This is a genomic window from Pseudomonas sp. BJa5, from assembly GCF_030272875.2.
Classification (GTDB): domain Bacteria; phylum Pseudomonadota; class Gammaproteobacteria; order Pseudomonadales; family Pseudomonadaceae; genus Aquipseudomonas.
The window spans coordinates 75,154-87,286 of the sequence record NZ_JALRNG020000016.1 but is presented as its reverse complement, the minus strand read 5'-3'; the positions used below and the strand labels follow the sequence as shown (position 1 = coordinate 87,286).

The 12,133-nt window shown below is 64.1% G+C and carries 7 protein-coding genes; 6 read left to right on the top strand and 1 reads right to left on the bottom strand.

Annotated elements, in window-relative coordinates:
- Window positions 1-6: 6 nt before the first annotated feature.
- The 5 genes from M2D63_RS11710 (at window position 7) to M2D63_RS11690 (ending at window position 9,605) form a co-directional block, all read left to right on the top strand.
- Window positions 7-1,629: an AAA family ATPase gene (locus tag M2D63_RS11710; protein WP_285863083.1), complete on the top strand. Its 1,623-nt coding sequence runs from the start codon at window positions 7-9 to the stop codon at window positions 1,627-1,629.
- Between the two features lie 363 nt (window positions 1,630-1,992).
- The gene (gene gltB / locus M2D63_RS11705; RefSeq protein WP_285863082.1) at window positions 1,993-6,438 is read left to right on the top strand and encodes a glutamate synthase large subunit; all 4,446 of its coding nucleotides are present in this window, start codon (window positions 1,993-1,995) and stop codon (window positions 6,436-6,438) included.
- Window positions 6,439-6,471: 33 nt separating this feature from the next.
- On the top strand, window positions 6,472-7,890 hold the full coding sequence (locus tag M2D63_RS11700; protein WP_285863081.1) for an FAD-dependent oxidoreductase: 1,419 nt from the start codon (window positions 6,472-6,474) through the stop codon (window positions 7,888-7,890).
- Between the two features lie 191 nt (window positions 7,891-8,081).
- On the top strand, window positions 8,082-9,146 hold the full coding sequence (gene hemE, locus M2D63_RS11695) for a uroporphyrinogen decarboxylase (RefSeq protein WP_285863079.1): 1,065 nt from the start codon (window positions 8,082-8,084) through the stop codon (window positions 9,144-9,146).
- A gap of 111 nt (window positions 9,147-9,257) precedes the next feature.
- Window positions 9,258-9,605: a YgiW/YdeI family stress tolerance OB fold protein gene (locus M2D63_RS11690; protein WP_285863078.1), complete on the top strand. Its 348-nt coding sequence runs from the start codon at window positions 9,258-9,260 to the stop codon at window positions 9,603-9,605.
- A 244-nt stretch (window positions 9,606-9,849) separates the two neighbouring features.
- On the opposite strand, the gene M2D63_RS11685 is transcribed toward M2D63_RS11690, so the two are convergent.
- Window positions 9,850-11,112: an MFS transporter gene (locus M2D63_RS11685; RefSeq protein WP_405309819.1), complete on the bottom strand. Its 1,263-nt coding sequence runs from the start codon at window positions 11,110-11,112 to the stop codon at window positions 9,850-9,852.
- A 119-nt stretch (window positions 11,113-11,231) separates the two neighbouring features.
- On the opposite strand from M2D63_RS11685, the gene M2D63_RS11680 reads away from it, so the two are divergent.
- Complete coding sequence (locus M2D63_RS11680; protein ID WP_285863076.1) at window positions 11,232-12,122, top strand: LysR family transcriptional regulator; 891 nt, start codon at window positions 11,232-11,234, stop codon at window positions 12,120-12,122.
- The last annotated feature ends 11 nt before the right edge of the window (window positions 12,123-12,133 follow it).

Here is a 12,133-nt window from a genome sequence, read left to right as displayed (position 1 = left end):
AGTTCGATGACTAGTCTGCATGCCGACGAGGCCTTTCTCGGCCATTACCAGTTGAACCATGACCCCTTCGCTGCACGGGTGCCGGGTTTCAAGTTTTTCCCGGCCCAGCGCAAGCCGGTGCTTGGCCAGTTGCACCACCTGGCCCGCTACAGCCAGTTGCTGCTGGTGGTGACCGGTCCTCAGGGCAGCGGCAAGACCCTGCTGCGTCAGGCGCTGGTCGCCAGCACCAACAAGCAGTCGGTGCAAAGCGTGGTGGTTTCCGCGCGCGGTGCCAGCGATGCCGCCAGCGTCCTCGGCCAGGTGGCCCAGGCCCTTGGCGTTGCCCAGCCGGAAGTCCCTGAACTGCTCGCCCAGATCGTGCAACTGGCCTTGACCGGCCAGGAAGTCTATTTGCTGGTGGACGATGCGGAACAACTGGAAGAGTCGGCACTCCAAGCCTTGCTGGAGCTGGCGGCGGGTACCCCGGAAGGGCGTCCGCACGTGTTCCTGTTCGGCGAACCGTCACTGATCGCCGGGCTGGAGGCGCAAAGCGCCGACATGGAGCGTTTCCATGTCATCGAGCTTGCGCCCTACAGCGAAGAAGAAACCCGGGAATACCTGGAGCAGCGCCTGGAAGGTGCCGGGCGGGGCATCGAGGTGTTCACCAATGAACAGATCGTCGATATTCACCAACACTCCGATGGCTGGCCTGGGGCAATCAACCAGGTCGCCCGCGATACCTTGATCGAAGCCATGATCGCCAGCCGGACCACGGCGAAGCGACCATCAATGGGGTTCAATATGCCTAAGAAACATGTGCTGGCGCTGTCTGCTGTCGTCGTGGTCGCCGTGGGTGCGGCTGTGCTGATGCCGAAAAAGAGCGACCAGGCGCCGACGGCGCCGGCCGAACAGGCGCAGCTGCCACTGGGGCAGGGCCAGCCTGGCGACGCGCAGTCTAACAACGGCAGCCCGGCCATCGAATTCGCCGGCAACTCGCAGCCGATGCCGTTGCCGCTGGTGGGGCAGTCGCAGCCGGTAATGCGTGGCCCGCTGGCCGAAGCCGCTGGCATGGGCGAGGGTGACGAAGGGGGTCCGGCCGGTGACACCGCGCTGCAGCCACCGACCGTCACCACCATTGCGCCGCCTGCTGGCGTTCAGCCTGGCCCTGCGCCAGCGCCGGCACAGCCTGTAGCCCAAGCTCAACCGGCCACGCCGCCCGTTGCCAAGGCGCAACCTGTCGCGCCGGCGCCAAAACCGGTTGCACCTGCTGCCAGCAAGCCGGTTGCGCCAGCAGCCAAGCCTGCGCCTGTCCAGGTTGCAACGGTCAAGCCCGCCGCCCAGCCTGCCGCCAAGCCCGCTGCAGGTGGTAGCTGGTACGCCGGGCAGAAGCCGGGCAATTATGTCGTGCAAATCCTTGGCACCAGCTCCGAGGCTTCCGCCCAGGCCTATGTGAAGGCCCAGGGTGGCGACTATCGCTACTTCAAGAAAACCCTGCAGGGCAAGCCGCTGTACGTGATCACTTACGGCAACTTCGCCAGCCGCGATGCAGCGCTCGCTGCAATCAAGGCCTTGCCAGCCAAGGTCCAGGCTGGTAAACCTTGGCCTCGTACCGTCGCCAGTGTCCAACAAGAACTGGCTGCGACCCGCTGACATAGCCTGGTGGCACTACCCCCGCCACCTGCTGAGCGACTCCTGAAACTCGGTCAAGCCTGCTGCGTACTACGCGGCAGGCTTTTCTGTCCCAGACTGCCGGCCAAAAGCCCATCTTGCAGTCCAGGCTGAAACGCTTCAGACTCAAGCCATGCCGTTACCACGGCGCACGCTTAAAAACATTCAAAAATGCGACATGGGTTTACGACAATTCGTCGTAAATTTGTGGGCTTCCCTGTCGCTGTGCAACAATGGCTCCCCTATTGCCCCCGCAAAGCTGGCGTTCGTTCGGCGTGGATGGTAAGTGGTTGTACTAAAAAGAGATTTGCCTTGGTGAGAGGCGAACCTGGTGAGAAAGTGTCTATGAAAACAGGTCTGTACCATCCCGAAGAATTCAAGGATAACTGTGGTTTCGGCCTGATCGCCCATATGACGGGTGAACCCAGCCACCACCTTCTGCAAACGGCTATGCAGGCGTTGACCTGCATGACGCACCGCGGCGGTATCAACGCTGATGGCAAGACCGGCGACGGTTGCGGCCTGTTGATGCAAAAGCCCGATCAGTTCCTGCGGGCCGTGGCCCAGGAGCAGTTCGGCGTCGAGCTGCCCAAGCAGTACGCGGTGGGCATGGTGTTCTTCAATCAGGACAACACCCGCGCCGAAGCCGCACGCGAGAACATGAATCGCGAAATCCTCGCGGCCGGCCTGCAACTGGTGGGCTGGCGCAAGGTGCCGATCGATACCAGCGTCCTCGGTCGCCTGGCCCTGGAGCGCCTGCCGCAGATCGAGCAGGTGTTCGTCGGCGGTGAAGGCCTGAGCGATCAGGAATTCGCCATCAAGCTGTTCAGCGCCCGTCGTCGCTCCTCGGTGGCCAACGCCGCCGATACCGACCACTACATCTGCAGCTTTTCGCACAAGACCATCATCTACAAGGGCCTGATGATGCCGGCGGACCTCGCCGCCTTCTATCCGGACCTGGATGACGAGCGCCTGCAGACCGCCATTTGCGTGTTCCACCAGCGCTTCTCCACCAACACCCTGCCGAAATGGCCGCTGGCCCAGCCATTCCGCTTCCTCGCCCACAACGGCGAGATCAACACCATCACCGGCAACCGTAACTGGGCCCAGGCCCGTCGCACCAAGTTCGCCAACGACCTGATCCCGGACCTGGAAGAACTCGGCCCGCTGGTCAACCGCGTCGGTTCCGACTCCTCGAGCATGGACAACATGCTGGAACTGATGGTCACCGGTGGCATCGACCTGTTCCGCGGCGTGCGCATGCTGGTGCCGCCAGCCTGGCAGAACGTCGAGACCATGGACGCCGACCTGCGCGCGTTCTACGAATACAACTCCATGCACATGGAAGCCTGGGACGGCCCGGCGGGTATCGTGCTGACCGAAGGTCGCCATGCGGTCTGCCTGCTCGACCGCAACGGCCTGCGTCCGGCGCGCTGGGTCACTACCAAGAACGGCTACATCACCTTGGCGTCGGAAATCGGCGTGTGGGACTACAAGCCTGAAGACGTCATCGCCAAGGGCCGTGTCGGCCCGGGCCAGATCTTCGCCGTGGACACCGAGACCGGCCAGATCCTCGACACCGACGCCATCGACAACCGCCTCAAGTCGCGCCATCCGTACAAGCGCTGGCTGCGCCAGAATGCCCTGCGCATCCAGGCTGACCTGAGCGACGACCAGGGCGTGGCCAGCTACGACGCTGACCAGCTCAAGCAATACATGAAGATGTTCCAGGTCACCTTCGAGGAGCGTGACCAGGTGCTGCGTCCGCTCGGCGAACAAGGCCAGGAAGCGGTCGGCTCGATGGGCGACGACACGCCGATGGCGGTCCTGTCGCAGCGCGTGCGTTCGCCCTACGACTACTTCCGCCAGCAGTTCGCCCAGGTCACCAACCCGCCGATCGACCCGCTGCGCGAAGCGATCGTCATGTCGCTGGAGATCTGCCTGGGTGCCGAGCGCAACATCTTCCAGGAATCCCCGGAGCACGCTTCGCGGGTGATCCTCAGCTCGCCGGTCATTTCCCCGGCCAAGTGGCGCTCGCTGATGAACCTGGACCGCCCGGGCTTCGAGCGTCAGCTGATCGACCTGAACTACGACGAGAGCATCGGCCTGGAAGCGGCCGTGCGCAATATCGCCGACCAGGCTGAAGAAGCCGTGCGCAGCGGCAAGACCCAGCTGGTGCTGAGCGACCGCCATATCGCGCCGGGCAAGCTGCCGGCCCATGCCTCGCTGGCCGTCGGTGCCGTGCACCACCGCCTGACCGAACTGGGCCTGCGTTGCGACAGCAACATCCTGGTCGAAACCGCGACCGCCCGCGACCCGCACCACTTCGCCGTGTTGATCGGTTTCGGCGCCTCGGCGGTGTACCCGTACCTGTCCTATGAAGTGCTGGCCGACCTGATCCGCACCGGCGAAGTGCTGGGCGACCTGGACGAAGTCTTCAAGTACTACCGCAAGGGCATCTCCAAGGGCCTGCTGAAGATCCTCTCGAAGATGGGCATCTCCACCGTCGGTTCGTACCGCGGTGCGCAGCTGTTCGAGGCCGTCGGCCTGTCCGAGGAAGTGGTCGGCCTGAGCTTCAGGGGCGTTGCCAGCCGCCTCAAGGGCGCGCGTTTCGTCGACATTGAGAGCGAGCAGAAGCTGCTGGCCGCCGAAGCCTGGAGCCCGCGCAAGCCGATCCAGCAGGGTGGCCTGCTGAAGTTCGTCCACGGTGGCGAATACCACGCCTACAACCCGGACGTGGTCAACACCCTGCAAGCCGCCGTGCAGCAGGGCGACTACGAGAAGTTCAAGGAATACACCGCGCTGGTGGACAACCGTCCGGTGTCGATGATCCGCGACCTGCTGAAGGTCAAGGTCGCCGACCAGGCGTTGGCCCTGGAAGAAGTCGAGCCACTGGAGGCAATCCTCAAGCGCTTCGACTCCGCCGGTATTTCCCTGGGCGCGCTGTCGCCTGAGGCGCACGAAGCACTGGCCGAGGCCATGAACCGCCTGGGCGCGCGTTCCAACTCCGGCGAGGGCGGCGAAGACCCGGCCCGCTACGGCACCATCAAGAGCTCGAAGATCAAGCAGGTGGCCACCGGTCGTTTCGGTGTCACCCCCGAGTACCTGGTCAACGCCGAAGTGCTGCAGATCAAGGTGGCCCAGGGCGCCAAGCCGGGCGAGGGCGGCCAGCTGCCAGGCGGCAAGGTCAACGGCCTGATTGCCCGCCTGCGTTATGCGGTACCGGGCGTGACCCTGATCTCGCCACCGCCGCACCACGACATCTACTCGATCGAAGACCTCTCGCAGCTGATCTTCGACCTCAAGCAGGTCAACCCGCAGGCGCTGGTCTCGGTCAAGCTGGTGGCAGAAGCGGGCGTCGGCACCATCGCCGCCGGCGTGGCCAAGGCCTATGCCGACCTGATCACCATCTCCGGCTACGACGGTGGCACCGGCGCTTCGCCGCTGACCTCGATCAAGTACGCCGGTGCGCCGTGGGAACTGGGCCTGGCTGAAACCCACCAGACCCTGCGTGGCAACGACCTGCGCGGCAAGGTCCGGGTACAGACCGACGGCGGCCTGAAAACCGGCCTGGACGTGATCAAGGCGGCGATCCTCGGCGCCGAAAGCTTCGGCTTCGGTACTGCGCCGATGATCGCCCTGGGCTGCAAATACCTGCGCATCTGTCACCTGAACAACTGCGCCACCGGCGTCGCCACCCAGAACGACAAGCTGCGCAAAGACCACTACATCGGTACCGTCGACATGGTGGTGAACTTCTTCACCTACGTGGCCGAAGAGACCCGTGAGTGGCTGGCCAAGCTGGGCGTGCGCAGCCTCGGTGAGCTGATCGGGCGCACCGACCTGCTGGAAATGCTCCCCGGTGAAACCGAGAAGCAGAAGTACCTGGACCTCAGCCCGCTGCTGGGCAGCCCGCACGTGCCGGCCGACAAGCCGCAGTTCTGTGAAGTCGACCGCAACCCGCCGTTCGACAAGGGCGTGCTGGCCGAGAAGATGGTCGACATGGCCCTGCCGGCCATTCGCGACCTCAGCGGTGGCGAGTTCAGCCTCGACATCTGCAACTGCGACCGCTCCATCGGTGCGCGGATCTCCGGCGAGATCGCGCGCCTGCATGGCAACCAGGGCATGGCCAAGGCGCCGATCACCTTCCGCTTCAAGGGCACTGCCGGCCAGAGCTTCGGTGTGTGGAACGCCGGTGGCCTGAACCTGTACCTCGAAGGTGATGCCAACGACTACGTCGGTAAAGGCATGACCGGCGGCAAGCTGGTGATCGTGCCGCCTGCGGGCAGCCCGTTCGCCACCCAGCACAGCGCCATCGTCGGCAACACCTGCCTGTATGGCGCCACCGGCGGCAAGCTGTTCGCCGCCGGCACCGCGGGCGAGCGCTTTGCCGTGCGTAACTCCGGTGCCCACGCGGTTGTCGAGGGCACGGGCGATCACTGCTGTGAATACATGACCGGTGGTTTTGTCTGCGTACTGGGCAAGACCGGCTACAACTTCGGCTCTGGCATGACCGGCGGTTTCGCCTACGTGCTGGACATGGACAACAGCTTCGTCGACAAGCTCAACCATGAACTGGTGGAAATCCAGCGCATCACCGGTGAAGCGATGGAGGCCTATCGCAGCCATCTGCACCGCGTGCTGACCGAGTACGTCGAAGAAACCGACAGTGAATGGGGGCGTGAGCTCTGGGAGAACCTGGACGACTACGTGCGTCGCTTCTGGCTGGTCAAGCCGAAGGCGGCGAACCTGAAGAACCTGCTGTCCAGCACCCGTGCCAACCCGCAGTGATATGCGCCTGAAGAGTTTGATGAGGTTTTGAACATGGCTGAACGTCTGAGTAATGACTTCCAGTTCATCGAGGTCGGGCGCAAGGATCCGAAGAAGAAACTGTTGCGTCAACGCAAGAAAGAGTTCGTGGAAATCTACGAGCCCTTCAAACCCCAGCAGTCGGCCGAACAGGCCCACCGCTGCCTGGGCTGTGGCAACCCGTACTGCGAGTGGAAGTGCCCGGTACACAACTTCATCCCCAACTGGTTGAAGCTGGTGTCCGAAGGCAACATCCTCGCCGCCGCGGAGCTGTCGCACCAGACCAACACCCTGCCGGAAGTGTGCGGCCGGGTGTGCCCGCAGGACCGCCTGTGCGAGGGTGCCTGCACCCTCAACGACGGTTTCGGCGCGGTGACCATCGGTTCGGTGGAGAAGTACATCACCGACACGGCCTTCGCCATGGGCTGGCGCCCGGACATGTCCAAGGTCAAGCCGACCGGCAAGCGTGTCGCCATCATCGGTGCCGGCCCGGCGGGCCTGGGCTGTGCCGACGTGCTGGTGCGCGGCGGGGTGACCCCGGTGGTGTTCGACCGCAACCCGGAAATCGGTGGCCTGCTGACCTTCGGCATCCCCGAGTTCAAGCTGGAAAAGACCGTGCTGAGCAATCGCCGCGAAGTCTTCACCGGCATGGGGATCGAGTTCCGCCTCAACACCGAGGTGGGCAAGGACATCAGCATGGAGCAGCTGCTCAGCGAGTACGATGCCGTATTCATGGGCATGGGCACCTACACCTACATGAAGGGCGGCTTCCCCGGTGAAGACCTGCCGGGCGTGCATGACGCGCTGGACTTCCTGGTGGCCAACGTCAACCGCAACCTGGGCTTTGAAAAGTCGCCGGAAGATTTCGTCGACATGAAGGGCAAGAAGGTCGTGGTACTGGGCGGCGGCGACACCGCGATGGACTGCAACCGCACCTCCATCCGCCAGGGCGCCAAGGCCGTCACCTGCGCCTACCGTCGTGACGAGGCGAACATGCCGGGCTCGCGCAAAGAGGTGAAGAACGCCAAGGAAGAGGGCGTGAAGTTCCTCTACAACCGCCAGCCGATCGCCATTGTCGGTGAAGACAAGGTCGAAGGCGTGAAGGTGGTCGAGACCCGTCTGGGCGAGCCGGATGCCCGTGGCCGTCGCAGCCCCGAGCCGATCCCGGGTTCCGAGGAAATCATCCCGGCCGACGCCGTGGTCATTGCCTTCGGTTTCCGTCCGAGCCCGGCGCCGTGGTTCGAGCAGTTCAGCATCCAGACCGACAGCCAGGGCCGCGTGGTGGCGCCGGAGAAGGGCGCGTTCAAGCACCAGACCAGCAACCCGAAGATCTTCGCCGGTGGCGACATGGTCCGCGGTTCCGATCTGGTGGTGACGGCGATCTTCGAAGGGCGCAATGCCGCCGAAGGGATCCTGGATTACCTGGAGGTCTGACAAGCCTTTTCGCGGGGCAAGCCCGCTCCCACAGGAAATTCGACAAACCCTGTGGGAGCGGGCTTGCCCCGCGATGAATTCAACAAAATCTATTGACCTACCGCAGGCCAATAGACAAAAGGCACGGCTCCCACCGTGCCTTTTCTGTTGGTGTCTGAGAAAATGCCCGCACTTTTTTTCCGGATGCCGACATGACTGCCTTGAAGAACGATCGTTTTCTGCGCGCCCTGCTCAAGCAACCCGTAGACGTCACCCCGGTGTGGATGATGCGCCAGGCCGGCCGCTACCTGCCGGAATACCGCGCCAGCCGCGCCAAGGCCGGTGATTTCATGAGCCTGTGCATGAACCCGCAGTTCGCCTGCGAGGTGACCCTGCAGCCGCTGGACCGCTATCCCCTGGACGCTGCGATCCTGTTCTCCGACATCCTCACCATTCCCGATGCCATGGGCCAGGGCCTGTACTTCGAGACCGGCGAAGGTCCGCGCTTCAAGAAAGTCATCAGCACCCTGGCCGATATCGAAGCCCTGCCGATCCCTGATCCACAGAAAGACCTGGGCTACGTGATGGACGCGGTCAGCACCATCCGCCGTGAGCTCAATGGCCGTGTGCCGCTGATCGGCTTCTCCGGCAGCCCCTGGACCCTGGCCACCTACATGGTCGAAGGCGGCTCGTCGAAAGACTTCCGCAAGACCAAGGCCATGCTCTACGACAACCCGCAGGCCATGCACCTGCTGCTCGACAAGCTGGCGCAGTCGGTCACCAGCTACCTCAATGGCCAGATCCTCGCCGGTGCGCAAGCCGTGCAGATCTTCGACACCTGGGGTGGCAACCTGTCGGCGGCGGCCTACCAGGAGTTTTCCCTGGCCTACATGCGCAAGATCGTCAGCGGCCTGATCCGTGAGCACGAAGGGCGTAAGGTACCGGTGATCCTGTTCACCAAGAACGGCGGCCTGTGGCTGGAAAGCATTGCCGACGCCGGTGCCGATGCCCTGGGCCTGGACTGGACCTGCGACATCGGCGAAGCCCGCCAGCGGGTCGGCAGCAAAGTCGCCCTGCAGGGCAACATGGACCCGACCGTGCTGTACGCCAAGCCTGAGGCCATCCGTGCCGAGGTCGGACGTATCCTGGCCAGCTACGGCCATGGCAGCGGTCATGTGTTCAACCTCGGCCACGGCATTACCCCGGAAGTCGATCCGGAGCATGCCGGCGCGTTCATCAACGCCGTGCACGAGCTGTCGGCGCAGTACCACCAGTAAATTCTGCTGCACCACAAAGCGCCCGGCCAATGCCGGGCGTTTTGCCATTAAGTTTCAATTCAGCCTGCCTGGGTAACCTGTTCCTATCGAAACCCGAACAGGATCCAGATCATGAAAATCCGTTACCTCGCCCTGCTGCTTGCCCCGCTGTTCAGTACCGCCGCCCTGGCTGCCGGCTATACCGGCCCTGGTGCCCAGCCGGTGACCACGGTGAGTGCCGCTAACGATGCCGCCGACGACACCCCGGTGGTGTTGCAGGGCTTCGTGGTGAAGAAGCTGAACAATGATGACAAGTACGAGTTCAAGGACAGCACCGGCACCATCAAGGTCGAGATCGATGATGAAGACCTGCCGGCGGTGGCGTTCAACGACAAGACCCGGGTCAAGCTGACCGGTGAGGTCGAGAAACACCTGATGAGCCGTGAGGTGGATGTCGATCTGGTTGAAGTGATCAACTGAAGAGCGACTTTGTAGCCGCTGCCGAGGAACGAGGCTGCGGTCTGTGGGAGCGGGGGGGGCCCCCCCAAAGGGGGGAAGAAGACAAACACGGGCCGCCCCCCCCCCCCCACCCCCCCCAGGCCGGGAGAGCCGGGGCCGCCGGGCGCCCTCGGTGGGTGGGTTTGGGGGGGGGCGCCTGCCCCGTTTTGTGTGCGTCCTTTCGCCCGGGGCCCCCCCCCCGCTCCCACAGACCGCAGCCTGGCGTTCAGGCCTTGGCCGGCAACCTGCTCAAATGCACCGCCACCAGCAAGGCCACCAGCAACAGGCTGCCAATGAACAGCCCGATGCCGTTCCAGCCGGCGTGATGCCAGAACACCCCACCGGCCGTCCCGGCCACACTCGATCCCGCGTAATAGCTGAACAGGTACAGCGACGAGGCCTGGCCCTTGGCCCGGGTCGCGCGCCGGCCGATCCAGCTGCTGGCCACCGAGTGGGCGCCGAAGAAGCCGAAGGTGAACACCAGCATGCCGACGATCACCAGCGGCAAGGGTGTGAACAGGGTCATCAGCAGGCCCGCGAACATCAGCACGATGGTGCCCCAGAACACCTTGCGCCGCCCCAGTTTGTCCGCCAGGGCACCGATCTGTGCGGAGCTGTAGATGCCCGACAGGTAGACCACCGACAGCAGCCCCACCAGTGCCTGGTTCATGTGATAGGGCCCGGCCAGCAGGCGATAGCCGATGTAGTTGAACAGGGTGACGAAGGCCCCCATCAGCAGGAAGGCTTCGAGGAACAGCCAGGGCAGCCCGGCGTCGCGAAAGTGCAGGGTGAAACCCTCCAGCAAGCTGCGTGGGTGCAGCGAGCGGGGGCGGAAGTTGCGTGATTCGGGGAGGATCTTCCAGAACACCAGCGCCGCCACCAGGGCCAGGCTGCCGATCACCAGCAAGGCGGTGTGCCAGCTGACGAAGTCGATCAGCACGCCAGTGATCAGCCGTCCGCTCATGCCGCCAATGGCATTGCCGCCGATGTACAGGCCCATGGCCAGGCCGATGTGCTGCGGGTGGATCTCTTCGCTGAGGTAGGTCATGGCCACCGCGGCCAGCCCGCTCAGCGACAGGCCGAGCAGGGCGCGGGTCAGCAGCACGGCGTGCCAGCTCGGCATCAGCGCACTGACGATGGTGCTCAATGCCGCGCAGAACAAGGCGGCGACCATCACCGGCTTGCGGCCGATACGGTCGGAGATGGGCCCGGTGATCAGCAGGCCGACGGCCAGGGTGGCGGTCGACACCGAGAGGATCAGGCTGCTTTGCGCCGCATTGATGGAAAACTCCTGGGACAGCAACGGCATCATCGGCTGTACGCAGTAGAGCAGGGCGAAGGTGGCGAAGCCGCCGCAGAACAATGCCAGCACCGTGCGCATGAAGGCCGGGGTGCCTTTTTCGATCCAGCTTTCAGACAGGGACATGACGCGTTCGTCGACAGGGGCGTGGGGCCGTTCGGGGACGTGCGCAGCAACAGCAGTTTTCACGGGGGACCTCGGGGCGCTACAGCCTGGCAGGCAGTGAAAAAAGCATATAGCTGGCTAATGATCATTTCCAATATATTGTTCGACCTGTTTAAGAGGTTTTACGACCTATTGGAGCGACCATGGAACTGCGCCATCTCCGCTATTTCATCGCCGTGGCCGAAGAGCTGCATTTCGGCCGCGCCGCCCAGCAACTGGGGATCTCACAGCCGCCCTTGAGCCAGCAGATCCAGGCGCTGGAACAGGAGCTGGGGGCACGGCTGTTCGAGCGCACCAATCGTCGGGTCGAGCTCAGCGAGGCCGGGCGGTTGTTCCTGGAGGAGGCGCGCCTGGTGCTGGCCCAGGTCGACAAAGCGGCGGATGTGGCCCGTCGAGCACAGCTGGGTGAGCTGGGCGAAATGAAGATCGGCTTCACCTCATCGGCGCCGATCAACTCCAGCATTCCCAAGGCCATTCATGCCTTTCGCCAGCGCTTCCCGGCGGTGCACCTGCATCTCAAGGAGATGAGCAGCCGCGACGTGGCCGACGCCCTGCTCGACGAGTCGATCGAGGTCGGCCTGATCCGGCCGCTGGCGCTGCCCGAGAGCCTTGAGGTCGTGGAGCTGTTTCGTGAGCCGCTGGTGGCGGTGATCGGCGCGGCCCATCCCCTGGCCCGGGGCAGCGAAGCCGGGCTGCGCATGGCGGACCTGGCCAACGAGCCCTTCGTATTCTTTCCGCGCAGTTACGGCAGTGGGCTGTACGCGCAACTGCAGAGCCTGGCGCGAGCGGCCGGGTTCAGCCCGCATTTCGCCCAGGAGGCGGGGGAGGCGATGACCATTATCGGCCTGGTGGCGGCGGGGCTGGGCGTGTCGGTACTGCCTGCTTCGTTCCAGCGCATGCGCCTGGACGGGGTGGTGTACCGCACCTTGCTCGATGATGAGGCCGTTACCGCGGTCTGGCTGGTGCAGCGCCGCGGTACGCCGTCCGCCATGGCCGGGGCCTTCGCCGAACTGGTGACCCGCCAGGCCCGCTAGTGCACTGCGGA

Coding starts and splice junctions, on each gene's coding strand:
- M2D63_RS11710 (WP_285863083.1), top strand. CDS start 7: ATGACTAGTCTGCATGCCGACGAGGCCTTTCTCGGCCATTACCAGTTG.
- gltB (WP_285863082.1), top strand. CDS start 1,993: ATGAAAACAGGTCTGTACCATCCCGAAGAATTCAAGGATAACTGTGGT.
- M2D63_RS11700 (WP_285863081.1), top strand. CDS start 6,472: ATGGCTGAACGTCTGAGTAATGACTTCCAGTTCATCGAGGTCGGGCGC.
- hemE (WP_285863079.1), top strand. CDS start 8,082: ATGACTGCCTTGAAGAACGATCGTTTTCTGCGCGCCCTGCTCAAGCAA.
- M2D63_RS11690 (WP_285863078.1), top strand. CDS start 9,258: ATGAAAATCCGTTACCTCGCCCTGCTGCTTGCCCCGCTGTTCAGTACC.
- M2D63_RS11680 (WP_285863076.1), top strand. CDS start 11,232: ATGGAACTGCGCCATCTCCGCTATTTCATCGCCGTGGCCGAAGAGCTG.